This is a genomic window from Brevibacterium sp. CSND-B09 (assembly GCF_052906525.1).
The window spans coordinates 2,716,208-2,741,978 of record NZ_JBREGI010000001.1 but is presented as its reverse complement, the minus strand read 5'-3'; the positions used below and the strand labels follow the sequence as shown (position 1 = coordinate 2,741,978).

Below are 25,771 nucleotides of genomic sequence, written 5' to 3'. Positions count from 1 at the left end.
ACTCGCAGACGCGGGTCGCGACCCACACGGGTTCGCGACCCGCGTCTGCGCATTCCGCCCCTGCCGGATAGACTCGTCGGGTGCCTGAATCACAGTCTTCGCAGCCCGCCGAGTCAGCGTCCGCCTCGGCCTCGGGTTCTTCTGATACCTCGTCCAACGGCCTCAAGGTGGGGATGAAGCCCCGCCACCTGGTGATGATGAGCCTCGGCTCGGCGATCGGCGCCGGTCTCTTCGTCGGCTCCGGCGCCGGAGTGCAGGCGGCCGGTCCCGCCGTGCTCATCTCCTACGTCGTCGCGGGTCTCATCGTCATTTTCGTCATGCGGGCGCTGGGCGAACTCGTCGCCGCCGACCCGAATCCGGGTGCGTTCTCGCACTATGCGGGCAAGGCCATGGGTCCGGCCGCGGCCTTCGCCGTCGGTGCTCTGTGGTGGGTCCAGCTGTGCCTCGTCGTCGCCGCCGAGGCCACCGCCGCCGCGCAGATCGCCGCTTCCTATATTCCGGCAGTCCCCCAATGGGTCATCGCCTTGGCGATCATGCTCGTCTTCACGGCCATCAACCTCACCACTTCGGGCAGCTTCGGTGAGTTCGAGTTCTGGTTCTCACTCATCAAGGTCGCCTTCGTCGTCCTCTTCGTCGTGCTCGGTGCCGCATACCTGTTCGGGTGGACCCCGGCCGAACCGCCCGCGCAGATCTTCGCCGACGGGTTCATGCCCACCGGCATCTCCGGCATCGCCGCGGGCCTGCTCGTCGTCGCGTTCGCCTTCGGCGGCATCGAGATCGTTGCGGTCGCCGCGGCCGAGACCGCGAATCCCGAGCGCAGCGTCTCCCAGGCGATCAAGACGATCGTGTGGCGCATCCTGTTCCTCTACATCGGGTCGGTGGCGATCATCGTCCTCGTCCTGCCGTGGACGGACGACCGCCTGGCGGAGTCCCCCTTCGTGGCCGTTCTCGAGACCGCGGGACTGCCGTTCATCGCCTCGCTGCTGGCCGCGGTCATCGTCATCGCGCTGCTGTCGTCGATGAACGCGAACATCTACGGAGCGTCCCGAATGTCGTTCTCGATGTCGCAGCGGTCCATGCTGCCGCGCGGGCTCGGCCGCACCAATCGCCGCGGTGTGCCAGTGGCAGCGGTGCTGGCCACCTCGGCATTCGGCTTCGTCGCCGTCGCACTCAACTATTTCTGGGCCGCCGAAGTCCTCGGGGTCCTGCTCAATATCGTCGGCTCCACGCTCATCGTCACTTGGGTCGCCACCCTCGTATCGCAGATCGTTCTGCGTCGCCGCGCCGAGGCGGCCGGCCAGTCCCTGCCGCTGCGCATGTGGGGCTACCCCTGGCTGTCGTATGTCACCTTGGCCGGAATCGCTGTGATCATCGGACTCGGCCTAACCGTCGAATCCGTGCGCTTCCAGATCGTCGGCACGCTCATCTTCGTCGTCGCGCTCTACCTCGTCGGAGTCATCGTCACGAAGCGTCACCCGAACGCGAAAGTCTGAGCCCGCCGTTCACCGCCACCGAGGCGGCTGTCGGCTTCCGTCCCCGGACCGCGGCAATCCCCCGCGGCAGTCCCCGTGCCCGGACTGCGGCAGTCCCCCACCGCTGGACCGCGGCGATCCCGCGCGACCGGGCCGTTGCGATCTCCCTCGACGCCGGTTGTTCAGTCGCAGCCGTCGTCCGATGCAGGCATCTGAACTCGTCGAGCCTCAATCGACAAGTGCGTCCAATGCAGCAACGAGTTCCCGCAGGGCGTGGGCTGAATCTGCCGATTCCGCCCAGCCGGCGAGCATGTCCCGGGCCTGGCCCTCGTGCCGGTTGAAGTGCCTGCCCGCATAGTTCGTCACGTCGATCGGCACGATCCTCTCGACTGCTTCGAGGACGACGTGCGCGGCGGAACCGAACACGGGAACCTGCGCCCCGAGGCGGGTCCGCACTGCTTCGCTCGCTGCCTTCGCGGGGCGATCAAGGTGTGATTTCAGTGCGGCCCAGCTGCCGTCGCGGACGCTGAGTTCGGCGACGAAGGGAATGAACACCCTCGGCGGCAGCAGTACAGCCTCCATCGGCACCGGCAGTACGAGTCGACCCAGCCTGCTGACAAGCGAACACCCCGTGGTCGAGGGTCCTGCGACGAAGAACCGCGGCGCACCTGCAGGTGCCCAGAACCTCACTTCTCGCCCCGGTTCGGCCTCCCTGTCGGCTCCACTGCCCTGACCACCGGCTGTGCGCACACCCCTGTCGGCCTCCTCGACCTGGTTACCGGCTGTGCGCACAACTTCCGCCGGCGCACCCGAATCCAGGCGTTCGGAGAGGAACGCGGGTCCGAATATGACTGCTTGAGTGCCGGGGAAGACTGCTTGTACTCGCTCGAGGTCTCCCTCGACCTGGCTCGTCGTCGCAATGAACGCGGGCGAGATATCCCGAATCGCCGAGACCACCTCTGCGTCGAGATCACCCGGCCGAGTCGTGAGCACGATGAGGTCCCATCTGCCATCAGCGGCAGCACCATCCCAGTCTGAGATCGTCACCCGTCGAGTCGCAGCTACGCGAGTCACCGACCAGCCACTGCCCGCGCTCCCTTGTCTGCCTTCAGCTCCCTCGGTTTCTCGCCCGTTTTCTCGCCAGGTTTCTCCCTCAGTTTCTCGCCCGGCTTCTCCCCCGGTTGCTCCCCCGGTTTCTCCCCCGTTGTTGCCTCCGGCTCGCCCGCCTCCTTGCCTGCAGCTGCCGTGTCCACCTCCCACCCCGCCGGGACCGGTCGGGTCGAAGGTGCTCACGCGCCGCGGAAAGGCCGCCCGCCCATTGGGACCAGCGGTGCGGGAGACGACGGCGACCTCATGGCCATCGGTGAAGAGCGCGGCCCCGGCGATGCCGATGGCGCCGGCTCCTTGGAAGAGGACTCTCACTGCTTGTTCCTTCCTCGGCGCACCTGACTCGGTTCGAACAGAGAAGTGCGTCTGACTCGATACTGGTGGTTCAGAGCTGTTGAATCAGTTCGGATGAATCAAGGCGGTGGCGATGGCGGCGATTCCTTCGCCTCGCCCGGTCAGTCCGAGTCCGTCAGAGGTGGTGCCCGAGACCGACACGGGTGCGCCGGCAGCAGCCGACAGCACCTGTTGGGCCTCTGCACGGCGCGTGCCGATCTTCGGTCGATTGCCGATCACCTGGACGGAGATGTTTCCGATCTCGAAACCCGCCGCGCCCACGATGCGGGCCGCCTCGGCGAGCAGCACCGAACCCGAGGCACCGGCGAATTCCGGACGATCGACCCCGAAGTGCTCACCGAGGTCGCCGAGCCCCGCGGCGGAGAACAGCGCGTCGCAGCAGGCGTGGGCGGCCACATCGGAGTCCGAGTGTCCTTCGAGTCCTCGTTCGCCCGGCCACAGCAGTCCCGCAATCCACAACTCGCGCGCAGGATCGGCGGCGAAGGCATGGACATCGACGCCGGTGCCGATGCGTGGAATGATCTGATTCATCGTGGCTCCTTCGCCGCATCCAACGCATCTGCTCTGTGGACTTCAGCTCGGTCGCGCATTCGGGCGAGCTGTTCCGCGAGGACGAGGTCGAGCGGATAGGTGATCTTCAGCGCCTCTTCGTCACCGTCGACGGCGACAACCTCAACGCCGAGGCGTTCGACGAGCCCCGCATCGTCCGTCGGCAGCACTCTGCCCTGCCGGCCTTCCCCGGCCGTCGGATCTGCCTCTGCAGTCGAGCCCGCGCCGTCGATTGGGCAAGCGTCATCGGTCGTGACAGTGCCATCGGCCAAGCCAGCCCTTTCTGACGCGCCGACCCAGTCGGCAGCAAACTCGTCATGGGCCCGCCTGAGCACCTCGGCGCGGAACCCCTGAGGCGTCTGGACCCGTCGCAGCTCAGCCCGGTCGAGGTCGCCCCGCACCACTGCACGCCCGCCGGCGCCCACAGTGACGGCATGATCCGGATTGTCTGGTCGATCCGCGGTGGTTTCAGCGCCAGAATCGCCGTGGATCGACCAAACTATCCCATTGGAAGCGCGCTCCGTACCCGTGCCTGCACCTGAGCTCGGATCCGCACCGACGGTCTCGTGCGAAACGACCCTCCGCACGGTGTCGATCATCGGCAGAACCGGAACGACCGCCTCGGCGCCGGATTGCAGCGCGGCGACCACTCGGGTGAACACATCGGGCGGGGTCAGACACCTCGCCGCATCATGGATGAGAACGTATTCCGCATCTCGGTTAAGTTTCAAGGCTGTTTGCACCGAAGAATTGCGATCACCGCCACCTGCTACGGCTGTAATTGAAATTTCGCATTTCATCCGCGTGGCCACTTCGGCGATTTCTTCTTGCGCCCGCAAAAGAAACTCCTCGGGAGCAGCCACCACGATTGTGGAGGCGACTCCCGAGTAGATGATCGTCTCGAGGCTGCGGGCCAGAAGGGTCCGACCGTTCACACGGACGAAGGCCTTCGGCTCGCCGCAACCCAGACGGGATCCCGACCCTGCGGCCGGGACGATGACACAGGTGCTCAGGATGCGAGCACTTCGTCCAGCAGAGCTTCCGCTTCGGACTCTTCCTTCTTCTCGGCCAGTGCGAGTTCGGAGACGAGGATCTGGCGAGCCTTCGAGAGCATGCGCTTCTCGCCGGTCGACAGGCCACGGTCCTGCTCTCGGCGCCAGAGGTCACGGACGACCTCGGCTACCTTGATGACGTCACCGGACTGCAGCTTCTCGACATTGGCCTTGTACCGCCGGGACCAATTCGCGGGCTCTTCGACGAATTCGGCACGCAGGACGTTGAAGACCTTTTCAACGCCTTCTTCACCGACGACATCTCGCACACCGACCAGATCGCAGTTCTCTGCCGGAACTTCGATCACGAGATCGCCATGGGCGACCTGGAGCTTGAGATACAGCTTCTCCTCACCTTTGATGGCACGTTTCTTGATTTCTTGGATTGTCGCTGCACCGTGATGTGGATAGACAACAGTGTCGCCGACCTGGAAACTCATATTCTCTTCAAACCCCTTTCGCGGAATACCAGTTTACCATGAGGCTCGCCACAGAAATCGTTCAGGGTAGCGAATCTTCATGCTAGGCTCCGCCTCTGCCGCGCACCGCGATGAGCCCGGCTGCCGCCTCTGCCAGCGAGTACATCGGGAGAGGGCGCATTGCCGAGAAGCTTGGCCGAGATCCTCGACCAACCACGATGCAGACCGAACTTCGCTGCCTCTTCACCGAAACTTCAACCGCGACGCGCCCGAGCGTCGCAGAACCTCGACCACTCCGACCACCCGGTTCTACAGCGGGTCAAAAACCGGGTAGTATACAGACTGATCTTGTATTGCCACTTCAAGGAGCATAATGAAACGGCACAACCGCGCGGCTCTCGCCGTTGCCGCACTCGCTCTCGTTATCCCCGTCAGCGGATGTGCAAGCCTGCTGTCTCCCCATCAGACCGCCGAATACCACTACAACGGCGGCGATGGAGCCTCGGGAGCCGTCGGCGACGTCGAGGTCCGTGGGCTCATGCTCATCACGGATCAGGAAAGCTCCGGTCCGGCGCAGCTGTTCTTCACCCTCATCAACAAGGGTGACTCCACCGCCAAGGTGTCCATCGAGGTTGCCGACACCACGGTGAGCGAATCGATCAAGGCCGGCGACACCTTCGTCCAGGACCCGAAGAGTCCCGAGACCTCGTCCAAGGAAGTCGTCACCGTCGACAGCCTCAAGGCGAAGCCCGGCGACCTCGTCGACATCACCGTCAAGAACGGCGGCGAAGAGAAGGTCATCGAAACTCAGCTCCTCACCGACACCCTGCCGTATTACAACGAGTACGTGCCGTCGGAATCGCCGTCCGAGTCCCCGTCAGACATGCCGACCGAGGATGCCGGTTCCGCGGAGGGAACCGCGACAGCCAACGGCTGATCCGCCTTCCTCGAGCACCGGGACCCGTCCCGCGCGAGAGCACAGAAGGAGCCGCTCACAGATGTGAGCGGCTCCTTCTGCATTCACGTCCGGCCAGTGATCCCGACCTCACCAACCCGGCCTCACCAACCCGGCTTCGCCGATCGACGCCCTCAGGCTTCGAACTTGTACCCGAGCCCGCGCACCGTGGTGAGCAGACGCGGCTCCGACGGGTTCTCCTCGATCTTCGCACGCAGTCGCTTGACGTGGACGTCGAGCGTCTTCGTATCGCCCACGTAGTCCTCGCCCCAGATCCGGTCGATGAGCTGACCGCGGGTCATCACTCGGCCGGAGTTGCGCACGAGGATCTCGAGCAGCTCGAACTCCTTGAGCGGCATGGACTGCTCTTCACCACGCACGGACACGACGTGGCGTTCGACGTCGATGCGCACTCCTCCGGCCTCGAGCACGGACTCGTCCTCGAACTCCTCGGTCTCGACATTGCGGCGCAGCACGGCTCGCACGCGAGCCAGCAGCTCCCGTGAGGAGTACGGCTTCGTCACATAGTCATCGGCGCCGAGCTCGAGCCCCACGACCTTGTCGATCTCCGAATCCTTGGCCGTGAGCATGATGATCGGCACATTGGACTTCGCCCGCAGCTCGCGGCACACCTCGGTGCCGGAAGCACCGGGCAGCATGAGATCGAGCAGGACCAGATCGGCGCCGGTGCGGTCGAACTCCGCCAGAGCCTTGAGCCCGTCATCGGCGACCGTCACCTCGTACCCTTCCTTACCGAGCAGGTACGACAGCGGGTCCGAGAACGAATCTTCGTCCTCGACAAGCAGAATACGAGTCACGTTGTGAGCTTCCTTTGTTCGCTTTCTTCGGTCAGTTCCTTGGGTGGGTCGGCGGTCGCCCCGCCGTCTCCATTATCACCGGAGGGCGCGTCGTTGTCGCCGGCCGGGTCGTCCGCGCCGGACGCGGCGGTTCCGTGCCCGTCGTCATCCGCCGAGGCGGTCCCGGTGGAGTCGCCCTCTGTCGCCGAGGCGGCTCCGGTCGGTTCGTCATCATCCGCCGAGGCGGTCCCGGTCGAATCCGCGGAATGTTCGATGAGTACACCGGCTGGGGCCGAATCGGCAGCGGAGGCTTCGGTCGCAGTTCCGGCCAACGGGAGCACGATCGTGAACGTCGAGCCCTTGTTCAGCTGACTCCACACACGCACCTCACCGCCGTGGGTGGCGACGATGTGCTTGACGATGCTCAGCCCCAGTCCGGTGCCGCCGGTGATCCGGGAGCGTGCCGGGTCCACTCGGTAGAAGCGTTCGAAGACGCGCTCGGTGTCCTGGGCGGTCATCCCGATGCCCTGGTCGGTCACGGCGATCTCGATGCGCTCGTCGACGAGGTCGACTCCGACGCCGACGCGGGTGCCTTCCGGCGAATAGTTCACGGCGTTGTCGATGAGATTGCGCACCGCGTTGACAAGCAGTTCGTAGTTGCCTTCGATGAGCAGATCGCTCGGCGGGGAGACCTCGATGTGGATGTTCTTGCCTTCCGCCCCTGTCCGGGCACGGTCAGCGGCATCGTCGACCACCTCGGCGACGGAGATCTTCTCGGTCGTCGCGGGAGCGGCGTGGTCCTGGACGCGGGAGAGGTCGATGATCTCCTGCACGAGCTGGGTCAGCCTCTTCGACTCCCGCTGCATCCGCCCGCCGAAGCGTTCGACAGCGGCCGGATCGTCGGCGAAGTCGGTGACCGCCTCGGCGAGCAGTGCCATCGCACCGATCGGCGTCTTGAGCTCGTGGGAGACGTTGGCGACGAAGTCACGGCGGACGGCGTCGACGCGCTTGGATTCGGTCTGATCGTCGCAGAGGACGAGGACGAAGGAGGTGCCCAAGGGAGCGACGCGGGCGTGGAGGTAGCGGATCACGGAGTCGGAGTTCTCCCGTGTCTGCTCGAGGTCGATCTCTTCGATGAGACCGCGCGCGCGGACGCGGCCGACTACCCGCAGCATCTCGGGCGATGCCAGCGAATGCCCCCTGACCAGGCCGAACGTGTATGCGGCCGGCGACGCCTTGACGACGTCGTCACCGGCGTCGATGACGATCGCGGCCGAGGGCAGGACGGCCAGCACTTCGGCGATGCCTTCGGGCAGGTCGTCCTCGGAATGCAGATCGGCAGCATCGCGGGAGCGTTCGCTGAATCGGAACGCAAGAATTCCCGCTATACCCAGGCCCAGGCCGACGACGCCGGTCAGGACCGCCACGACTAAGAGATCCACAGCCTCAAGCTTAGGCGCTGTCCATCGTCCCGGCGCACCGAATTCACTTCTGCTGGAAGTATTTGCCGAGGAATTCACCTTCCCGTCTGGAGTCGTTCACTCGATCGTGCGATGCTGACGTCTGTGTGCCTGCGCTCCCTGCCGTTCCTGCCTTCTGCTTTCCCCCGCTGAGGGTGCGGACCGGAAGCGCCGGCACCCCTCATGACACCATGCACCACCGACAGTCAGTTCCGATTGTCACAATCGAGAGTTAAGGAACCGCAGTTCATGCGCGAAGTCTTCAGAAACGAATTGGACGATCTGGCCACCCAGCTGGTCGGCATGTCCACCAAGGTCCTCGACGCCATCCGCCTGGCCAATCAGTCGCTGCATTCGAATGATCTCGAGCTGGCGGAGCAGGTCATCGAGGCCGACTCCGTCATCGACAATATGCAGTTCACCCTCGATCAGCAGGCCGCCGAGATGCTCGCCCTGCAAGCTCCGGTGGCCGCAGATCTGCGTGCCGTCATCGGTTCGCTGCGGATGTCGGCATCGCTCGAGCGCATGGGCGACCTCGCCCGTCACATCGCCCAGCAGGTGCGCATCCGCTATCCCGAGTCCGCAATCCCCGAGGGCTTCGAATCGACGTTCGCGCGGATGGGCGAGTCCGGTGAGAGGATCGCCGAAGCGACGCAGAGCCTGCTCTCGAATCCCGGCCTGTCCGATGTGCCCACGATCAACGCCATCGACGAGGAGCTCGACGAGCTTCACCTGAGCGTGTTCGGGAAGCTCGGCGAAGCCCCGGCCGGTTCGCTGGCTCCCCGTCATATCGCCGATGTCACCCTGCTCTCGCGCTACTACGAGCGCTTCGGTGATCACGCCGTGTCCGTGTCGCAGAAGGTCGAGTACCTGCTCACCGGAAACTGGGAACCCTACCTGTCGAAGAAGTAGGAACCCGGCTCGAAGAAGCACGAATCGAGCGAAGCGCCCCGACACTGTCGGGGCGCTTCGCGCATTCTGCGCCAGCGGTTCACTGACGCGACCGAAGCCTCAGCTGGAGGCGGGCACCTCTTCCGGCGCCTGTCTGACGACGATCTTTCGGCGACGTCTGGGCCCGTTCCTGATGCCGCGGGTCAGATTCTTGAGCACTCCCGTCGTCACGGCGACACCGAGGAGCAGCAGAACTCCGCCGATGAGTTCGGCGATGCTCGGGCGGTCTCCGAGCACGATCCAGGCGGAGATCACTCCGACCGGCGGGACGAGCAGGGAGAACGGCGCGACCTGCGAGGCCGGGAAGCGAGCGAGCAGCGAGTTCCAGATGACATAGCCGACCAGCGACGCCAGTCCGGCGGTGTAGACGACCGAGGCCACGACACCCCAGGTCGGGTGCGTGAGTGCATGGGCCACCTCGGCGGGACCGTCGATGAGCATCGACAGTGCGACCATCGGAATCGGGACGACGAGAGCCGACCACACCGTCATCTGCGCTCCGTTCGTGCCGGGTTTCACGCCGCGGGCGATGACGTTGCCCGTCGCCCAGGACAGGGCGGCGCCGACCGCGACGAGGAAGGCGACGATCGGCACGTTCGCCTGCAGGCTCACACCGATGACGGCCAGGCCGACGAGGCCGATGAGGATGCCGATGATCTGGCGGCGACTCGGGATCTCGTGCAGCACGAGGGCCGCGACGATGACGGTGAACGCGGCTTGGATCTGGATGACGATCGAGGTCAGGCCGGCGGGCAGGCCGAGCGCCATGGAGGTGTAGAGAAGGCCGAACTGGCCGGCCGACATGAAGGTGCCGATGAGGAGTATGCGGCCGAAGGAGCCACGGGGGAAGCGGACGAAGAAGATCGCGGGCACCACGACGAAGGTGAATCGGGCGGCGACGAGGAGCAGCGGCGGCCAGTCGCGCAGACCGAGGTCGATGAAGATGAAGTTGACTCCCCAGAGAACGACGACGAGGAGGGCGAGCATGTAGTGGACCGAGCGCATAACTCCAGCATTCCAGCCCCGTCGTCAAATTTCCATTGAAAGTCCGTCCACTGTTTCATTAAGATAATTTGATGATCGATACCGTTGCCCTGCGCACCCTCGTCGCCCTCGATTCGCTCGGTTCGGTCACGGCGACGGCCGAGTCTCTGGGATACACGCCGGCGGCGGTGAGCCATCAGCTGCAGAAGCTCTCGCGCTATCTCGGTGCACCGGTGACTGAGCGGACGGGCCGCGGCATTGCGCTGACACCGGTGGGCCGGGAGCTCAGCCGACGCGGGGCCGGGCTGCTGGAGGAGCTGGAGAGTCTGGAAACCGCGGCCCGAGCGCAGTCAGGTGAGCCGCGGGGACGGATCACGGTCGGCGGGTTCTCGACAGGGATCCGCGGACTGCTCGTACCCGCGCTGCCGCGATTGGCCGCCTCGGCGCCGGAGCTGACGGTGTCGAACTTCGAGGAGGAGCCGGACGAGCTCATCGAGATGGTCACGGCCGGCAGGATCGATGCCTCGCTCGTCTTCGGCTGGGATTCGTCCTCGCTGCACCTGCCCGCGACGCTGATCTCGGAGACGATCACCGTGGATCGGGCCGATATCGTCATGCATCGGGATCATCATCTGGCCGCCTGCACCGAGGTGACCCGCAGCGATCTGCTCGGCGAGATGTTCGTATCGGCGCCGCGCAATGCGGTGTGCCATCGATGGCTGACGGCACTGTTCGAGGAGCTGGGCAGCAAGCCGCAGATCGACTACTGGGCCATCGAGTACGACACGCAGATCGAGTTCGTCCGAGCTGTCGGGGCGTTGGCGCTCGTGCCGCGGTTGGGCAGGCCGCACCTGCCGGCCGATGTCGTGGCGGTGCCGCTCGATGATCCGAGCATTGCCCGCACGATCTCACTGGTGTGGCGGAAATCGATGTCGGCCTCCCCCGCGATCGCCTTTCTGCTCGAAGAGATGAAAGCGATCGCCGGGAAGGCCGACTCGATCGATGCATGAGTGGGGCCGGGGTTCGGCATCCGAGTGTCGTCTCGGCGCCCGAGCCCGAACGGATCCCGCCCCGTCTGCGGTGGGGCCGGGGGTCAGCGCCCCTGGTTGGCGACCTGGCCGATGGCGGCCGCTGCCGCTTCGGCATCGAGGTAGGTTCCGCCGGGGGTGACCGGGGTGAAGTCCTCGGTGAGCTCGTAGTGCAGCGGAATGCCGGTGGGGATATTCAGCCCGGTGATATCGGCATCGGAAATCCCATCGAGGTGCTTGACCAGCGCACGCAGCGAGTTGCCGTGGGCGGCCACGAGCACGGTCTTGCCGACGGTGAGTTCGGGCACGAGGGTGTCGTACCAGTAGGGCAGCAGGCGATCGATGACGTCGGCGAGGCATTCGGTGCGGGGCAGCGCATCGCCGAGGTTGGCGTAGCGGGCTTCACCGGCCTGAGAGAATTCCGAGCTGTCGGCCAGGGCCGGCGGCGGAGTATCGAAGGAGCGGCGCCAGGTCATGAACTGCTCTTCGCCGAACTCGTCGCGGATCTCCTTCTTGTTCTTGCCCTGCAGTGCGCCGTAGTGGCGTTCGTTGAGGCGCCAGCTGCGGTGGACGTCGAGCCAGGACAGATCCGCTGCCTCGAGTGCGATGTTCGCGGTCAGAATCGCACGCTTGAGCCGCGAGGTGTAGACGACATCGGGGATGAGGTCTTTCTCGCGCAGCAGCTCGCCGGCGCGCTTGCCTTCGGCACGGCCTTTGTCAGTGAGGGTCACGTCGACCCATCCGGTGAACAGATTCTTCTGGTTCCATTCGCTTTCGCCGTGGCGCAGCAGGATGAGGTTATACGTCATGGCTCCATTTTGACACGACCGTTCAGCCTCGGTCGCCGACGACCGTCATCACCGCCGGTCTCCTCCGGAGGTGGCCCGCCAACACCCAGCCGCTCCTCCTCGCCGATCGGGTCTCAATTTCTGGGCGTGTGTCTCGAATGACAAAATCGTCGGAGTAGCCTGGACCCATGTCACAAACGCCAGCACATCAGGCTTCCGGAGGCACAGCCGCTCCCGCTGCCGATCGCAGTTCGATCATCGCCGTCACGGCTCTGCCGGTCCTCGTCGTCATTGCGGGAGTGCTCGGGTTCCTGCTGCCCAATGCCTTCACTCCCCTGGCGCCGTCGATCACCTGGGCGCTCGGCGTGGTCATGTTCTTCATGGGCCTGACCCTGACGCTGCCCGACTTCGCCCGCATCGCGAAGCGGCCGTGGATTGCGGTGCTCGGAGTCGTCACTCAGTTCGTGGCGATGCCGCTGCTCGGCCTCCTCGTCGTGACCGTGTACTCGCTTCCGACCGAGATCGCCGTCGGCGTCATCCTCGTCGGCTGCGCGCCCGGCGGCACTGCGTCGAATGTCGTCACCTATCTGGCCAAGGGAGACACAGCACTGTCGGTGTCGATCACGACCCTGTCGACGCTGCTCGCTCCGGTGCTCACCCCGCTGCTGACTCTGTGGCTGGCCGGTTCGTATATGGACGTGCCGTTCTGGTCGATGTTCGTCTCGATCTGCCAGACCGTGCTCGTGCCGGTCATCGTCGGCGTCCTCGTCCGCGTGTTCGCGTCGAAGTTCGTCGACAAGATCTCGCCGGTGCTGCCGTGGCTGGCCTCAATCGCCATCGCCTATATCGTCTCGATCGTCGTAGCCGGATCCGCGAGTTCGATCGCCACTGCCGGTGTGCTCGTTCTGCTGGCCGTCGTCACGCACAATCTGCTCGGGCTCGGTGTCGGCTACGGTGTGGCCGCGGCCTGCCGTCTCGACACCCCGACCCGTCGCGCACTGTCGTTCGAGGTCGGACTCCAGAACTCCGGTCTGGCATCGACCCTGGCCACCACGTACTTCTCACCGCTGGCAGCACTGCCCGGAGCCGTCTTCAGCGTGTGGCACAACGTCTCCGGCGCCGTGCTGGCCTCGCTCTTCGCGCGTCGTCCCTACGGCAAGCCGCCGGTCGATGCGTCCAACCGTGAGCCGGCCACTGCCGGAGCGACCTCCGCTGGGATCGCGGGCTGATGACCACCGAGGCAGCCCCGGGCGAGGGCGAATCGAGTCAGGGCGAATCGGGCCGAGGCTTCGACGGGTTCTCCCCTCAGAACCTGGACCTGGCGGGCCGGACGTTCGTCATCCGCCGCGCGACCGAGGCCGATGTGTCGGCCATTGTTGCGCTCCTGCGTGACGACGTGCTCGGGGCCGCCCGTGAGGCCGAGGTCGAAGTGGTCGACCGTGCGGGCGCTGTCGCAGCCGGCGCCGCACCTGCCATCCCCGACGCCGAGGATGCGGCCCCCTATGCTCGTGCGTTCGCGCTCATCGACGCCGATCCCAATCAGCTCCTCGTCGCCATCACCGAAGCAGCAGGACAGGCTGACACGCCAGGCCGGGCCGAGTCAGCCGAACAGTCCCGATCAGCTGGCCAGACCCGCGACGGTTCGACCGTCGTCGGGACCCTGCAGCTGAGTCTGCTGCCCAGCCTGTCTCGCCGCGGCACGCTCCGCCTGCAGATCGAGGCGGTGCGAGTCGGCCCCTCGGCTCAGGGCATCGGGCTCGGCACGGCGGTCTTCGAATGGGCTCACGAGTGCGGACGTCGCTTCGGCGCCGGACTCGTTCAGCTCACCACCGATAAGTCGCGCACCGGTGCTCAGCGTTTCTACGATCGACTCGGCTATGTCGCCAGCCACGAGGGAATGAAGCTGCCCCTCGACTGAGACCGGCGCGCCCTCACATCCACTTCACTCCGTCGACCTCGAATTCGCGGATCCGGTGGGCGATCATCTCGGTCAGCAGCTCGGTCGGAATCTCGCCGTCATAGGGCAGTTTGATCGAGCCCTTACCGGTGTCGAAGTCCTGCAGACGGTCGGCGAAGGCGTCTTTCGTACTCGGAGTGAAGACGACGTTCGCGTGCTTCTTGTACCCGGCGAACACGAACAGGATCGAGCCGAGGGCGTAGGCGGGGCTGCCCCATTTGAGGCTCTCCTCGGCCTGCGGTGCGGCGGCACGACTGAGCTCGCGCAGCCGGGTGAGGAAGGCTCGGTGTCGCTCGTCGTCGAACGAGGTGATGTATTCGTCGACGCTCGCCGGCTTGGAGGTGGACGCACTCATGAGCGCGGGCCCTCACTCGCACGATCGGCCGACACCGCCGACACCGCCGGGGGTTCGGAATCGCCGTCGCCGAAGGTGCCGAGGAATTCGTTGTCATCCCCGCTGAGCACCTTCTCGAAGGCCGCAAGGTTGCGCGTCGACTCGCCCCGGCCGACCCTCCAGGCCCACTCTTTCTTCATTCCGGTGAGGAACCCGATCTGGAGGAGTTCGTTGAATGAGGAGTCCGCCGTGGCGAGCATCGCCCCGAGAAGTCCGTCGAGGTCATCGAGCAGGTGCTCTCGGGGCACGCTCGCGCGCAGATAGACATCGCCGAGGCTGTCGATCGCAAATGCCACCGGCCCGGGTTTGAGGTTCTTCAGCAGCAGCCACCGATTGAATGCGGCCGAGTTCTCGTCTGGATGACGGATGACGAACGCCTGCAGATGGGCGGTGCGAGCGAAGACGCTGATCGCCACGTTCGTCTTGAGCTTCTTCTCCCCCGGCAGGGTGACGACGATCTCCGCATCCTCGATCGAATCGACAGGAACGTCGTTGCTCTCGGCCCAGGTGCGCACTCCGGACAGGATCGCCTCGGTGTCGGTGCTCATGCTCTCACGTCTTTCGCTCGGCTCTCGTGCTCACCGCCGACTCTAGTCGTTCAGCACGCTCCCAGCGCTTCCGAGCGCCGCGCAGATGCGCGGGAGATGTCCGGCACAGCGTCGAGGACGGCTGCGACGGTGTGGCCCCAGTCGAAGCGTTCGGCACGGTCGACGGCATGGCCGGCGAGTTCGGCTCGCAGCTGCGTGTCAGTGAGCAGCGTTTCGATCGCCGTCGCCCAGTGGTGCGGGTTGTGATCGGCGATGAGCAGTCCCGAATGTCCGTGTTCGACGATCTCCGGGAGTCCTCCCACCGCCGAGGCGATCGCCGGCAGACCGGAGGCGGCCGCTTCGGCGGCCACGAGTCCGAATGATTCGCTGCGGGAGGGGACGATGAGCAGGTCAGCGGCCCGGTAGTAGTCGACGAGGATGTGGGAGGGAACGGGCGGGCGGACCTCGACGCTGGGTTCGCTCGCGATCGCCGCGGTCAGCTCCCGCAGATACGTCGAGGACGGTCGGACCGCTCCCCCGCCTGCTTCGACGCCTGCCCCCGAGGCGGCTCCGAGGAGGATACCGCGGGTTCGCGAGGCCAGGTGCGGGTTGCGTTCCCGCAGTTCGGCCAGGGCGTCGACGGCGACGTCCGTGCCTTTGATGAACTGCATACGCCCGACGTAGAGGACGATCGCCTCGTCCGAGTCGAATCCCAGACGCTTGCGCGCGTCCGACTGTGAGTCCGGTGCGTAGAGCGCGTGATCGACACCCGGTCGGGCGACGACGACCGAGTCGGGGTCGGCGTGGAGTTCCGACACGAGGTCGCGACGTTCGGCGGGGGTGGCTGCGACGAGCAGGTCGGCCTCGGCGGCGATGCGCTCTTCGGCTTCGAGTCGTTGGGGTCGTTCGTGACTGGTGTCGGAATCGCGGTTCTTCACGGCCCCGATCGTGTGCATGCTCACCGCGATCGGAGCCTGCGCCGCACGGTCCTGCCCGGCCCCGGCAACGGCGTCGGCACCGCTGTCTCCGGATTCGGTGCTGCTGTCTCCGGATTCGGCGGCGTTGTCGACGGCGTTGTCACGGGCGCGCAGGGCCGCCTCGGCGGAGATCCAATAGTGGCTCCAGATGAGATCGGCGGAGCGGAAGTCGGGGTGGGCATTGAGCAGGTCGGCGAGTTCGTCGATCGCGTCGGCGAGTTCGTCCTTCGTCGCGGCGCCGACCGGCAGGTGATGGAGGGTGATGGATTCGGTGATCTCCAGCCTCGCACTCTGACCCTCTGAGGGGCCCGCGCCGCGTCCCCGACCAGCGCCGGCTCCGTCGACAGCGACTTCTGCACTGCCTCCCGTGCCGTCGAGTCCGCCGGGGTCGGCGGTGAACACGTCGACTCGGTGTCCGGCGGCGGCGAGCGCGCGCACGGATTGGTCGACGTAGACGTTCATTCCTCCGGCGTCGCCCTGGCCGGGTTGGGCGACGGGCGAGGTGTGGAGGGAGAGGACGGAGATGCGCACGGAGACAGTCTAGCCAACGACCTCTGTCGGGTGACCAGCCGAAGCCAGCGCTGAACCGAATCCAGAACCTCACCGAAGGACGTGACTAACCGAAGCCGGTGCCTGATGGAAGCCGGTGCCTAACCGAAGCCGGCGCCTGGTCGAAGCCGGTGCCTAACCGAAGAACTCGCCGAGGATGCGCCGTACGTCATGACGGCCGCGCCACAAGATCGATCCGGCAGGGAGCACCTCGAGGCGGGAGTTCGGAATCGCACGGTGGATGGCTTCGGCGACGGGGACCGGATGTGCTGGATCGTCTTCGTGGGTGAGCACGAGGACATCGCCCGGGAAGGAGCGCAGGTTCCGGGCTGCCTCTTCGGTATCCGCGACAGCGATTTCGAGGGCGAGTCCGAGTCCGTCGGACATGTCCGTGTGGACGAGGTTCTCGGCCTTCGCCTTGGTCCAGGCTCGCGCGGGAAGCATCTGGGCCACCTCGGCGGGTTCGCGGGAGAGCATGAGTTCGACGATGCCGTCGATGTTCTCATCGGCGACGAGGCGGCGCAGTCTCTCCAGGTGGGAGCCGTTGGCGGCGGCCACCTCGGCGGGGAACCCGGTGAAGGAGGCGGGGAGGACGAGGGCGATCTTGTCGAGACCGCGGGTCACGGGGTGGGCGATGCTCAGCAGGTGGAGGAGTCCTCCGGCGGACATCGAGACGCCCAGCGCTCGGCTCGCCGAGGTGGTGCTCACTGCGTCGGCGAGCACCTCGGCGATCTGCGGGTAGGTCCAGCCGGGGCCGGGTGAGGGGCGGCCGCCGTGGCCGGGCAGGTGGAGGAAGTGGCGGGTGCCGGTGATGCCGGTGCCGAAGGGGCGGGTGTCGCGGATCGCGCCGGCGAATCCGTGGCCGAAGAGGGTGTGCGGCTCGCCGCTTCCGAACGTGGCGATGAAGCCGGATTCGGGGCCCGGCAGGTTGAGGTCGGTGCTCATAGGGTGAGTCTAGTCAGCGTGTGCTGGGCGCTTGCCGATCGGGTCCGCGAATGCAGTTACGGCGTCAAGTCGGTCAGCGGTTGCGGTATCGCGGGTCGACGGCGCGGACCTTCGGGCGAACATCGGTGAGGTAGACGATGCCGGCGACGAGGGCGATGATGTTGAGGAAGATCATGCTCATGCCCATCGGAGGCAGTGCGATGAGGGCGAGCGCGAGTCCGACGCCGAGGAGGATGACCCAGAACTTCTTGCTCTGTTTGTCCACGGCACGGTAGTTCTCGTCCTTGAAGCGGAGGCAGTCGATGAACGCCCAGAGCTGGACGACGAATGCGGCCACCGTCAGGGCAAGAAAGACGAGACGCTGAAAGCCCGCGATGTATTCCATGGTCCCAGCCTAGCAATCTCGGGCTTTCGGGGCAGTTCCGGGCGGGAGATCCTCGGCAATTGCCCACCCGCATCCCACGGCTTTCACAGTGGGTGCCTGCCGTCCCTGCTCAGAGGATCCCGGTGGTGCGGATGAGCGCGCACACGCCCATGCCGATGACGACGGCGAGCAGCATCGGCACGCGCAGAATCGAGGCGAGAACGCCGGCGCCGACGCCGATGAGGCGGGCCGGATCGGCGATGTCAGTGCCGTCGAAGACCGCGGTCGTGGCGAAGACGGCGCCGATGAGCACGACCGTGGCCCGGTCCATCCACATCGTCACGCGCTCGGTCGAGTCGGCCGAATCACCGGCCCCCGCCGAGGCGGCTGTGCCCTGCCCCGCGACCCCTGCAGGGGCGGTTGTGCCCTGTCCGTCCACGCCTGCGGAGGCGTCGGCCCCCACAGAGGAGTCAGGCCCTGCCGAGGCGGTCGCCGGGGTCCGCCGGCGCCCCTTCGTGGCGATGGCCGCTCCCACCTTCACACCGGCGAAGCGCATGAGATAGGTTCCGAGGCTCAGCCCGGCAAGGGCGATGAGGAAGCTGACGGCGCTCATCGGCGGCTCTCCTCTCGGGTTGAGTGCTGCGAGTGGGCGGCATCGTGCGGGTCTGCGCTGTTGTCGCCTGCGCGGCGGCGACGGATGAACCAGCGCACACCCCAGCCGGCGGCGACGAAGACGAAGACGGACAGCGAGGTCACTGCTCCCAGCCCGAGCGGCAGCAGCGGGGTCAGGCCCACGGCGATGAGGATGCCGATGACGGTCAGCGAGAGTGTGACCCGGTTCTTCAGGTCCCCGCGGATGAGGCAGAAGAGGATGATCGGGAAGGCCGCATCGAGTCCGAGCAGGTCCGCGTTGATGACATTGCCCAGCCACTGCCCGACCATGGCACCGCCGGGCCACATGATGGCGATTGCGGCGCCCATGAGCAGGAACGCATGCCATTTCGCCCGGTCGTTGTGCCCGAGGCGCGAGATCGCGGTGGATTCGTCGTTGATCCAGTGGGAGGCGATGAGAGCTCGCCAGTCCTGTGGGAAGAAAGGGCCGACTGCGACGCCGAAGGCGAAGTTCCGGGAATTGACGAGGAGACCCGCCAGCACCGCGAGGATCGGGGCACCGCCGGCGGCGATGACGCCGACGAAGGTGAATTCGGCGGCGCCGCCGAGAGCGAACATCGCCAGCAGCAGAGTCTGCCACCAGGCGAATCCGGAGACCGCGGAGATCGCCCCGTACGACAGCGCGACTGCGATGATCGTGACGGTGACGATGGCGACCGCACGATAGGTCGAGCCGGGGAGCACCCGATCAGCCGTGCGAAATAATGAACCCATGTTCTATACAGTGCACCCTCGGCCATCGTTCGTCAACCCGAACGGCCTAACCGCTATAGTGAACCCATGACTTCTCGAAGCAACGACGATTCGCTGAATGACGCTCAGGGCAGCTCCGACCCCGAGTCCGCTCCCAGCGCCACCGATTCCGACGCCACAGCGCCCGGCCCGTCGCTCTCACCGAGTCAGCAGATCGCGGCGGCGCTGAAACGAGAACGACTGCGCGCCGGACTCTCCCTCTCCGAGGTCGCCAGGCGCGCCGGCATCGGCAAGTCGACGATGTCCGGGCTTGAGACGGGAAGCGGAAATCCGAGCCTGGAGACGATGTGGGCTCTGGCCGCTGCGCTCGACATCCCCCTTGCGCGCCTGCTCGACCCGCCCCCGCACGAGGTCGCCTTCCAACACGTCGGCGATATGCCCAGCCTGCCCTCGACCACCGCGAACTATGTGGCCACCCTGCTCTCGCCGTCGCCGACGAATGCCCGACGCGACGTCTACTTCATCCAGGCCGAACCGGGTGAACCCAGGGAGTCTCAGCCGCACCCGCAGGGCACGATCGAACATGTCATCCTCGGCCGCGGGGCCGCACGCATCGAAGTGCTCGGCAAGTCCTACGAATTGGGCGTCGGCGACTACCTCACCCATCCGGGCGATCAGCCTCACCGGTTCACGGCTCTGGAGCCGGGCACGAACGCCGTCTTCGTCGTCGAAAGCAGCTGACCGCCTCGACGGCTATTCGACGGCCGGTCCGTCTTCCTCATCGGCGTTCACGGCCAGCGGTGGAAGCCGGGACTGGGCCTCCTCACGAGTGAGTCCCGCGGCCTGCAGCAGGTCGACGGCGACAGTCCGCAGGAGCAGGACCATCGACTCGTCGTGGATGTCCCAATCGGGCTTCGCTCGCGGATCCAGAGCCCCCGCCGCTTCGGACAGGGCCGCCTCGGCGAGGGAACGGTCGGTGCCGCGGCGCAGAGCGATCTCGAGCTTCTTCGCACCGTCGGCCAAGGATCCGACGTAGTCGGCGATGACGGGTTTGGCGACGCCGAGCTCGGTGATGCCGACGACGCGGCGGGCGATGACTCGCATGGTCCGCATCGCGCGGTCGGAGAAGGTGTGGGCACGTGACAGGCGGGTGACTTCGGCCGCATGCCGGCGGGCACGTGCGTTGATCTTCGCGGCTTCACGAGAGATCCGCAGGGATGAACCCCAGGAGTCGATGATGTCCTGGGTTTCGCGAGCACGCTCGAGGGCTCGTCCTGCCATCGTCACATCGGCTTCGCGCAGGGCTCGTTTCATCATCCTGAGGACTGCGTCGACCTCCTCGAGCATGTCCGCGGCCAGGCGACGCGGAGCCTTTCGAGCGTCGCGCGGGATCAGCAGTGCCAGGAGGATGGCGCAGACGGATCCGGTGAGAGCGTCGAGGGTTCGCGGGAACGGCATGGTGGTGGCGCTGGCAGGGACTACGACGACGTAGACGGATTGGACGGCGATCTGGGTGATGAAGATGCCGCCGGAGTTCAGTATCGTGCCGATCGTCAGGCCGATGATCAGAGTCAGGGCGAGCTGCCAGATGCCGGAGCCGTAGAAGTTGACGAGTATCTCGCCCACGAGCACCCCGAACGTCGCTCCGATGCCGATCTCGAGGGCGCGGCGCAGGCGACGGTCGACGACGGGGCCGATGCCGACGGCGGAGGCGACCGCGGCAAGGAACGGATACGGGTGGCCGAGCACATAGACGCAGAAAGCGTAGGCGGCGGTCGCGGCGATGGGGATCTGGATCAGCTGACCGGAGTTCACCCACACACGCTTGAGCCCTAAGCGCAGGCGGTGGGCGACGACGTTGAACCCCCGCCGAGGCAGTTCGCTGACCCGATTGTCCGCCATCAGTCCCCTCTGCCGTTCGCCGGTGCTGTACTCAGAATACCGGAAATGTGGCATGCTAAAGTCTGTCCGCCGAGGAGGCTATTGAATGACAACGAATCTCACCCGAAGCGAAGCGCAGAGCCGAACACAGCTGCTCGAGGTCGATTCCTACTCAGTCCATATCGACGTCAGCAACGCCGAAACCGATGCCGACACGTACCTGTCTCGCACTGTCGTCGACTTCTCCGCCCGCTTCGTCGATTCGACATTCATCGACCTCATCGCCGACTCCGTGACCTCAGTTCTGATCAATGGTGAGAGTCTCTCCCCCGCCGAGGTCTTCGACGGCGCCCGAGTCACGTTCCCCGTCCGCGCCGGCCGCAATTCCCTGACGATCGAGGCGCAGGCCCGCTATTCCACCTCGGGCGAGGGTCTGCACCGGTTCACTGATCCGGCCGACGGCAAAACCTATCTCTATACACAGTACGAACCCACCGACGCCCGTCGCGTCTTTGCGAATTTCGACCAGCCCGACCTCAAGGCCGAGTTCATCTTCACGGTCACCGCTCCCGCACATTTCCAGGTTCTGTCGAACCGGGCCGAGGCGCGGACGGAACCGGCCGATGGTGCGGCGGGGGCCGCCTCGGCGGGATTCGAGCCTGCGAACGGATCTGCCTCGGCGGCCGCGGTCACCCATTACTTCGAACCGACGCTCAAGCAGTCGAGCTACATCACCTGCATCACCGCGGGCCCCTACGAGGGGGCGACGGACGAGTGGACGGATCCGCGCACCGGGCAGACCGTGCAACTGGGCGCCTGGACGCGCGCGAGCCTCGTCGACCACCTCGACGCGGAGGACATCTTCGGCGTCACGAAGGCGGGCCTCGACTTCTTCACCTCCGAATTCGACTACCCCTATCCATGGGGAAAGTACGATCAGATCTTCGTTCCCGAGTACAACCTCGGCGCGATGGAGAACCCCGGTCTGGTGACGTTCACGGACAATCTGATCTTCCGGGACAAGGTCACGGACGCGAACTACGAGTCCCGTGCAAATGTCATCCTGCACGAGATGGCGCATATGTGGTTCGGCGATCTCGTCACGATGAAGTGGTGGGATGACCTGTGGCTCAAGGAATCCTTCGCCGATTTCATGGGCGGGCTCGCGCTTGCCGAGGCGACCCGGTTCACCGATGGGTGGGTGACCTTCGCGTTGCGCCGCAAGGCGTGGGCGTACACGCAGGACCTGTATCCGACGACGCACCCTATCGTCGCCGACATCCCCGATGTCGAGGCCGCGAAGCTCAACTTCGATGGCATCACCTATGCCAAGGGCGCATCCGTGCTCAAGCAGCTCGTCGCGTTCGTCGGCCGGGAGGCTTTCTTCGCCGGTTCGCGGCTGTATTTCAGACGGTTCGAATACGGCAATACCGAGTTGGCTGATTTCCTCGAATGCCTCGCCGAGGCGGCTCCCGACCGGGACATCGCGAACTGGGCGGCCGCGTGGCTGGGGACGTCCGGAGTCTCGGAGCTGTCCCTGCAGCTCACGACGGCAGACGGTTCGTCTGGGTCCCCGGATGGGTCGGCAGGGTCCGCGGACGGGTCAGCTGGGTACTCGGCCGGATCCGCGGTCGGGTCGGCCGTGTTCTCCCAGGGTGGGGCCGGGACCGGGGCCGAAGGAGGTTCTGCCGGTACCGATGCCGCCGCGCAGAGCGCGGGACGAGGGAGGCTCGTGGCTTCGAGTTCGGGCGCAAGGCTGCGCAGCCCGGATGCGGTCGGCGACGATTTCGACGGGGCTGCCGGGGACGCTCACGAGGCAGGGCCCGGGTCGAGCGGCAGGACAGAACCGCCTCGGCGACGGTCCGGTTCGGAGAAGGTCACGGGTGCCACGATCACTCAGTCCGATTCGGCCGAGGGCACGGCCCTGCTGCGGCCGCACACGATCGAGATCGCCACGCTCGGGCGGTCGGGGCGGGCGATCGTTCCCCTGGATTCCTTCCGTTTCGAGTTCTCGACCGAGTCGGCCTACGTCGAGCAGCTGATCGGTCGCAGCGCCGGCGTGATCACTCTGCTCAATTACAACGACCTGGACTATGCGCGGGTGCGCCTCGATCCGGAGTCGACGGAGGCGGCGGTCACCTCGGCGTCGCGGATCACGGATCCACTGTCACGGGCCCTGGTGTGGTCGGCGTTGGACAATGCGGTGCGCGATGGGCTCATGCCGGTGCAGAAGTACCTCACCGCCTATGCCCGCAGCCTGGGCAAGGAGAGTCATGCCGGGATCATGGCGGGGCTCAGTCAGACCGCTCTGACCTGCATCGACCAGTGGGTGGCGGACCGGAATTTCGATGCCGCGATCATGGGGCTTCTGGGAGCCGCGTTGGATGCGTTGGCGGCGGCGAAGGCGGGTTCGGATGCGCAGCTGCATCTGGCCAACCTCGTATTGGCGCTGACGTCGCGGACGGCCCGCTGCGCCGCCGGCAGTTCCGCGGTGGCTATGGGGCGTGGGTTCGCCAGCCAGATCCTGACGGTGCCGGTCGGTGAGGAGATCGACCGGATGTATGCCGGAGCTCCCGGGCAGGCCGGTTCGGCTGATCGGGCTGGTTCAGCTGGGCAGGCTGGTTCGGCTGGGCAGGCCGGTTCTGCGGATCGGGCCGGTTCGGTGAGTCAGTCGGCCGAAGCTTCCGGTGGTGCCCGCACGGGTCGAGGCGCCGAGCATTCGACTGCGACGCTGCCGTTCCGGGGTCTCATCAATGATCATGCGCTGCGGTGGAATGCGCTGACGGCGCTCGTCTGCCTCGGGTGGGCGGATCAGACGGATATCGCGCGGGAGAATCATTCGGATCCCAGCTCTTCGGGTCGACTTCACGCCGAGACGGCCAGTGCCGCACTGCCTCTGCCGATCGTCAAGATTCGTGCCTGGGAGGCGATCCGCGAGGCGGGAGCGCTGAGCAATGATGTTCTGTCGGCGATCATCGCCGGGTTCATCGCGCCGAGTGCGATGCCGCTCATCGAGGAGTATGTCGATGAGTACTTCGATGGTCTGCTCGGGTTCTGGACGGACAATTCGATTGAGATCGCTCGCCGCCTGGTGCTCGGCCTCTATCCCCGGTGGTCCGTCGACGAGGAGGCTGTGGTCGAGAAGACCGACGCATGGTTGGCCGCCAACGACGATGCACCTGCGGCTCTGCGCCGGCTGGTCATCGAACGTCGCGATGATCTGGCCCGTGCCATCTTCCTGAAATCGACTCAGAGCTCGCGGCACTGACCGGCGGTCGCCTCGGGGAAACCATACGGCGGTCGCCTCGGTGGGCGAGTTTCGATGAAATCGGGTCGCCGGTCATTCCGGTCGACTCTGCTCGATAGCCGCCTCGGCGGGCACCTCTCCCCAGGCCAGGCCCCTCCCCTCCCCTGGCCAGGTCTCTCAGCAATCGCCATGCTCAGCAGACCTGGCGATGCTCCCCAGCTAGAGCCGTGCTCAGCAACCTTGGCGATGTTCCCAGCTAGGCCCTACTGAAATCATTGATGGCCGGTGCCCTCCTCAGGGCACCGGCCATCAGTGTGTCGGCTGGTCACTCGACTGAACTGGTCAGGTCCTGGTTGGAACCGGGACAATCTGACTCGATCCAGATCAGAGGATGCGGCGGGCTCCGGAGAATTCGTTTCCGGTGTCCCACTTCTTCCAGTCGGTGATGTAGATGTCTTTCGACGCGTTCGGCGAGTGGATCATCTTGCCGTCGCCGACGTACATTCCGACGTGGTGGACTGTTCCCGAGCTGGTCGAGAAGAACAGCAGGTCACCAGGCTTGAGGTTCGACGAGGAGACAGCCTTGCCCGCCTTCGCCTGTTCTCCCGAGTCGCGAGGCAGATCGATGCCGTGGGCTTTGTAGATGGAGTAGGTGAATCCGGAGCAGTCGAATCCGTAGGCGGAGACTCCGGCCCACAGGTAGCGCAGGCCCTCGAACTGCTTCGCGGTCTTCACGAGGTCTTTGCCGCTGGGCTTCTCGGGTTTGTCGCCGACGTCGTAGACATCCACGTCATCGATGTCGATCCAGGCGGCTCCGCCTCCGGGGAGGGCGACGCGGACATCGTCGACGTCCTGGGCGATGAGCGGCAGGTCGACGTTGAAGCTGACGTCGGCACCAGTGTCCTTGGTGAATTCGATGCCTTCGAGTTCGCTCTTGGGCTTCGTGACCACTGCGCGGGGCTGGTCTTCGGCGAGCTTTCCGAAGCGGTCGTTTTCGACCAGCTGCTTCTTGGGCAGCCAACCCGGGTAGCCCTTCTTGTTCTTCGGGGTCTTCTGGTCGGTCACGGCGACCTTGGCCCAGCTGCCCTTGGTTTCGAGGACGGAGACTTCCGAACCGTAGGTTGCCTGTGTCTCGGTTTTTCCAGTCAGGCCCCGGCGCACATCGGTGGATTCGAGGTTCTTGTTCCACTTCTTGAGGTCGACGGGGTGCTGGAGCGCGGGCTTGTCGACCTTGCGAGGGGCCTTCGGGTCGGTCCACAGTGTCGCGACCGTGACATCGACGTAGGCGGTCTCGCCCTTTTCGATCTTGCCGTCGGTGATTCGTTCGAGTTCTTGGCCGGGCACGACATCAGCGGAGATGCCGGACGTTTTTGCGGCGTCGGTCGACGACAGATTGCTCGACAGTGCGGGAGCACCGGCGCCGAAAACCAGTCCGACCCCAAGTGCTGCCGAAACAGCAATTTTGGTACGCATTATTTCTCTTTCGGTCTGCAGGCCGGGGCCCGCGTGGGGGAAGTCTCCGAAGGTGCGCGAGCGCATTCGGCGTACAGCATTCGCCTCCGTTTCGACCTCTCCGCAAGGAGCGGCCTCGCCGTAGACGAGGTTCTGCACGGTGTCGATTCTACTGGCTGTCACACGACTGTCAGCTT

At 65.7% G+C, this 25,771-nt stretch carries 25 protein-coding genes; 8 read left to right on the top strand and 17 right to left on the bottom strand.

Annotated features, from left to right (window positions below; all coding sequences use genetic code 11):
- Window positions 1-80: 80 nt before the first annotated feature.
- Entirely contained in the window at window positions 81-1,493 is a 1,413-nt protein-coding gene (locus ACU4IU_RS12225; protein WP_446656864.1) for an amino acid permease, read from the top strand.
- 207 nt (window positions 1,494-1,700) lie between these two features.
- Here the strand turns inward: ACU4IU_RS12225 and ACU4IU_RS12220 are convergent, their stop codons facing one another.
- The 4 genes from ACU4IU_RS12220 to ACU4IU_RS12205 all read right to left on the bottom strand — a co-directional run bounded on the left by ACU4IU_RS12220 (window position 1,701) and on the right by ACU4IU_RS12205 (window position 4,974).
- A complete protein-coding gene (locus ACU4IU_RS12220) occupies window positions 1,701-2,894 on the bottom strand; it encodes a hypothetical protein (RefSeq protein WP_446656863.1) in 1,194 nt (397 codons plus the stop codon).
- A gap of 84 nt (window positions 2,895-2,978) precedes the next feature.
- Window positions 2,979-3,464, bottom strand: coding sequence for a 2-C-methyl-D-erythritol 2,4-cyclodiphosphate synthase (gene ispF, locus ACU4IU_RS12215; RefSeq protein ID WP_446656862.1), 486 nt, complete (start codon window positions 3,462-3,464; stop codon window positions 2,979-2,981).
- Window positions 3,461-4,480 (bottom strand): IspD/TarI family cytidylyltransferase, encoded by a 1,020-nt coding sequence (locus ACU4IU_RS12210; RefSeq protein WP_446657598.1) that lies wholly within the window; start codon window positions 4,478-4,480, stop codon window positions 3,461-3,463. Before ACU4IU_RS12210 ends, ispF begins: the two co-directional genes overlap by 4 nt.
- Before the next feature lie 11 nt (window positions 4,481-4,491).
- Complete coding sequence (locus tag ACU4IU_RS12205; protein WP_025779034.1) at window positions 4,492-4,974, bottom strand: CarD family transcriptional regulator; 483 nt, start codon at window positions 4,972-4,974, stop codon at window positions 4,492-4,494.
- A 352-nt stretch (window positions 4,975-5,326) separates the two neighbouring features.
- On the opposite strand from ACU4IU_RS12205, the gene ACU4IU_RS12200 reads away from it, so the two are divergent.
- Window positions 5,327-5,890, top strand: a complete 564-nt coding sequence (locus ACU4IU_RS12200) for a hypothetical protein (protein ID WP_139468124.1) — start codon at window positions 5,327-5,329, stop codon at window positions 5,888-5,890.
- 152 nt (window positions 5,891-6,042) lie between these two features.
- Here the strand turns inward: ACU4IU_RS12200 and ACU4IU_RS12195 are convergent, their stop codons facing one another.
- Window positions 6,043-6,726, bottom strand: coding sequence for a response regulator transcription factor (locus tag ACU4IU_RS12195; protein ID WP_039208435.1), 684 nt, complete (start codon window positions 6,724-6,726; stop codon window positions 6,043-6,045).
- Window positions 6,723-8,147 carry a sensor histidine kinase gene (locus ACU4IU_RS12190; protein ID WP_446656861.1) on the bottom strand — a complete coding sequence of 475 codons (1,425 nt, stop codon included), beginning with the start codon at window positions 8,145-8,147 and terminating at the stop codon, window positions 6,723-6,725. The genes ACU4IU_RS12195 and ACU4IU_RS12190 overlap by 4 nt, the downstream gene beginning before the upstream one ends.
- 267 nt (window positions 8,148-8,414) lie before the next feature.
- Here ACU4IU_RS12190 and phoU point away from each other — a divergent pair, with 267 nt between their 5' ends.
- Window positions 8,415-9,077, top strand: coding sequence for a phosphate signaling complex protein PhoU (gene phoU / locus ACU4IU_RS12185; RefSeq protein ID WP_139468122.1), 663 nt, complete (start codon window positions 8,415-8,417; stop codon window positions 9,075-9,077).
- A 99-nt stretch (window positions 9,078-9,176) separates the two neighbouring features.
- Here the strand turns inward: phoU and ACU4IU_RS12180 are convergent, their stop codons facing one another.
- Complete coding sequence (locus ACU4IU_RS12180; protein WP_446656860.1) at window positions 9,177-10,121, bottom strand: EamA family transporter; 945 nt, start codon at window positions 10,119-10,121, stop codon at window positions 9,177-9,179.
- A 71-nt stretch (window positions 10,122-10,192) separates the two neighbouring features.
- Here ACU4IU_RS12180 and ACU4IU_RS12175 point away from each other — a divergent pair, with 71 nt between their 5' ends.
- On the top strand, window positions 10,193-11,110 hold the full coding sequence (locus ACU4IU_RS12175; RefSeq protein WP_139909086.1) for a LysR family transcriptional regulator: 918 nt from the start codon (window positions 10,193-10,195) through the stop codon (window positions 11,108-11,110).
- Window positions 11,111-11,193: 83 nt separating this feature from the next.
- On the opposite strand, the gene ACU4IU_RS12170 is transcribed toward ACU4IU_RS12175, so the two are convergent.
- On the bottom strand, window positions 11,194-11,937 hold the full coding sequence (locus ACU4IU_RS12170) for a phosphoglyceromutase (RefSeq protein WP_139468119.1): 744 nt from the start codon (window positions 11,935-11,937) through the stop codon (window positions 11,194-11,196).
- Window positions 11,938-12,104: 167 nt separating this feature from the next.
- Between ACU4IU_RS12170 and ACU4IU_RS12165 the strand changes: the two genes are divergently transcribed.
- Together ACU4IU_RS12165 and ACU4IU_RS12160 are read left to right on the top strand one after the other, a co-directional pair.
- Window positions 12,105-13,145, top strand: a complete 1,041-nt coding sequence (locus tag ACU4IU_RS12165; RefSeq protein WP_446656859.1) for a bile acid:sodium symporter family protein — start codon at window positions 12,105-12,107, stop codon at window positions 13,143-13,145.
- Window positions 13,145-13,834 carry a GNAT family N-acetyltransferase gene (locus tag ACU4IU_RS12160; protein ID WP_446656858.1) on the top strand — a complete coding sequence of 230 codons (690 nt, stop codon included), beginning with the start codon at window positions 13,145-13,147 and terminating at the stop codon, window positions 13,832-13,834. The genes ACU4IU_RS12165 and ACU4IU_RS12160 overlap by 1 nt, the downstream gene beginning before the upstream one ends.
- Window positions 13,835-13,847: 13 nt before the next feature.
- Here ACU4IU_RS12160 and ACU4IU_RS12155 read toward each other — a convergent pair whose 3' ends face one another.
- From ACU4IU_RS12155 to ACU4IU_RS12125, 7 genes are all read right to left on the bottom strand, one after another.
- Window positions 13,848-14,228: an iron chaperone gene (locus ACU4IU_RS12155; RefSeq protein ID WP_376906914.1), complete on the bottom strand. Its 381-nt coding sequence runs from the start codon at window positions 14,226-14,228 to the stop codon at window positions 13,848-13,850.
- On the bottom strand, window positions 14,225-14,815 hold the full coding sequence (locus tag ACU4IU_RS12150; RefSeq protein ID WP_446656857.1) for a YbjN domain-containing protein: 591 nt from the start codon (window positions 14,813-14,815) through the stop codon (window positions 14,225-14,227). The genes ACU4IU_RS12155 and ACU4IU_RS12150 overlap by 4 nt, the downstream gene beginning before the upstream one ends.
- 50 nt (window positions 14,816-14,865) lie before the next feature.
- Window positions 14,866-16,302 (bottom strand): glycosyltransferase, encoded by a 1,437-nt coding sequence (locus ACU4IU_RS12145; protein ID WP_446656856.1) that lies wholly within the window; start codon window positions 16,300-16,302, stop codon window positions 14,866-14,868.
- Window positions 16,303-16,455: 153 nt separating this feature from the next.
- A complete protein-coding gene (locus tag ACU4IU_RS12140; protein WP_446656855.1) occupies window positions 16,456-17,265 on the bottom strand; it encodes an alpha/beta fold hydrolase in 810 nt (269 codons plus the stop codon).
- A gap of 73 nt (window positions 17,266-17,338) precedes the next feature.
- Window positions 17,339-17,650, bottom strand: a complete 312-nt coding sequence (locus tag ACU4IU_RS12135) for a DUF2516 family protein (RefSeq protein ID WP_092010787.1) — start codon at window positions 17,648-17,650, stop codon at window positions 17,339-17,341.
- Between the two features lie 109 nt (window positions 17,651-17,759).
- Window positions 17,760-18,242 (bottom strand): AzlD domain-containing protein, encoded by a 483-nt coding sequence (locus ACU4IU_RS12130; RefSeq protein WP_139468114.1) that lies wholly within the window; start codon window positions 18,240-18,242, stop codon window positions 17,760-17,762.
- Window positions 18,239-19,015: an AzlC family ABC transporter permease gene (locus tag ACU4IU_RS12125; RefSeq protein ID WP_139468113.1), complete on the bottom strand. Its 777-nt coding sequence runs from the start codon at window positions 19,013-19,015 to the stop codon at window positions 18,239-18,241. Before ACU4IU_RS12125 ends, ACU4IU_RS12130 begins: the two co-directional genes overlap by 4 nt.
- Window positions 19,016-19,081: 66 nt before the next feature.
- Here ACU4IU_RS12125 and ACU4IU_RS12120 point away from each other — a divergent pair, with 66 nt between their 5' ends.
- Entirely contained in the window at window positions 19,082-19,735 is a 654-nt protein-coding gene (locus ACU4IU_RS12120) for a helix-turn-helix domain-containing protein (protein ID WP_139468112.1), read from the top strand.
- A 12-nt stretch (window positions 19,736-19,747) separates the two neighbouring features.
- On the opposite strand, the gene ACU4IU_RS12115 is transcribed toward ACU4IU_RS12120, so the two are convergent.
- The gene (locus ACU4IU_RS12115) at window positions 19,748-20,896 is read right to left on the bottom strand and encodes an FUSC family protein (RefSeq protein WP_139468111.1); all 1,149 of its coding nucleotides are present in this window, start codon (window positions 20,894-20,896) and stop codon (window positions 19,748-19,750) included.
- A gap of 85 nt (window positions 20,897-20,981) precedes the next feature.
- Between ACU4IU_RS12115 and pepN the strand changes: the two genes are divergently transcribed.
- The gene (gene pepN, locus ACU4IU_RS12110; RefSeq protein ID WP_376906907.1) at window positions 20,982-24,143 is read left to right on the top strand and encodes an aminopeptidase N; all 3,162 of its coding nucleotides are present in this window, start codon (window positions 20,982-20,984) and stop codon (window positions 24,141-24,143) included.
- Window positions 24,144-24,506: 363 nt separating this feature from the next.
- On the opposite strand, the gene ACU4IU_RS12105 is transcribed toward pepN, so the two are convergent.
- Window positions 24,507-25,595, bottom strand: coding sequence for a C40 family peptidase (locus ACU4IU_RS12105; protein WP_376906905.1), 1,089 nt, complete (start codon window positions 25,593-25,595; stop codon window positions 24,507-24,509).
- Between the last annotated feature and the right edge of the window lie 176 nt (window positions 25,596-25,771).

Coding starts and splice junctions, on each gene's coding strand:
- ACU4IU_RS12170 (WP_139468119.1), bottom strand. CDS start 11,937: ATGACGTATAACCTCATCCTGCTGCGCCACGGCGAAAGCGAATGGAAC.
- ispF (WP_446656862.1), bottom strand. CDS start 3,464: ATGAATCAGATCATTCCACGCATCGGCACCGGCGTCGATGTCCATGCC.
- ACU4IU_RS12165 (WP_446656859.1), top strand. CDS start 12,105: ATGTCACAAACGCCAGCACATCAGGCTTCCGGAGGCACAGCCGCTCCC.
- ACU4IU_RS12140 (WP_446656855.1), bottom strand. CDS start 17,265: ATGAGCACCGACCTCAACCTGCCGGGCCCCGAATCCGGCTTCATCGCC.
- ACU4IU_RS12125 (WP_139468113.1), bottom strand. CDS start 19,015: ATGGGTTCATTATTTCGCACGGCTGATCGGGTGCTCCCCGGCTCGACC.
- ACU4IU_RS12120 (WP_139468112.1), top strand. CDS start 19,082: ATGACTTCTCGAAGCAACGACGATTCGCTGAATGACGCTCAGGGCAGC.
- ACU4IU_RS12200 (WP_139468124.1), top strand. CDS start 5,327: ATGAAACGGCACAACCGCGCGGCTCTCGCCGTTGCCGCACTCGCTCTC.
- ACU4IU_RS12160 (WP_446656858.1), top strand. CDS start 13,145: ATGACCACCGAGGCAGCCCCGGGCGAGGGCGAATCGAGTCAGGGCGAA.
- ACU4IU_RS12105 (WP_376906905.1), bottom strand. CDS start 25,595: ATGCGTACCAAAATTGCTGTTTCGGCAGCACTTGGGGTCGGACTGGTT.
- ACU4IU_RS12150 (WP_446656857.1), bottom strand. CDS start 14,815: ATGAGCACCGACACCGAGGCGATCCTGTCCGGAGTGCGCACCTGGGCC.
- pepN (WP_376906907.1), top strand. CDS start 20,982: ATGACAACGAATCTCACCCGAAGCGAAGCGCAGAGCCGAACACAGCTG.
- ACU4IU_RS12155 (WP_376906914.1), bottom strand. CDS start 14,228: ATGAGTGCGTCCACCTCCAAGCCGGCGAGCGTCGACGAATACATCACC.
- ACU4IU_RS12115 (WP_139468111.1), bottom strand. CDS start 20,896: ATGGCGGACAATCGGGTCAGCGAACTGCCTCGGCGGGGGTTCAACGTC.
- ACU4IU_RS12180 (WP_446656860.1), bottom strand. CDS start 10,121: ATGCGCTCGGTCCACTACATGCTCGCCCTCCTCGTCGTCGTTCTCTGG.
- ACU4IU_RS12205 (WP_025779034.1), bottom strand. CDS start 4,974: ATGAGTTTCCAGGTCGGCGACACTGTTGTCTATCCACATCACGGTGCA.
- phoU (WP_139468122.1), top strand. CDS start 8,415: ATGCGCGAAGTCTTCAGAAACGAATTGGACGATCTGGCCACCCAGCTG.
- ACU4IU_RS12175 (WP_139909086.1), top strand. CDS start 10,193: ATGATCGATACCGTTGCCCTGCGCACCCTCGTCGCCCTCGATTCGCTC.
- ACU4IU_RS12135 (WP_092010787.1), bottom strand. CDS start 17,650: ATGGAATACATCGCGGGCTTTCAGCGTCTCGTCTTTCTTGCCCTGACG.
- ACU4IU_RS12130 (WP_139468114.1), bottom strand. CDS start 18,242: ATGAGCGCCGTCAGCTTCCTCATCGCCCTTGCCGGGCTGAGCCTCGGA.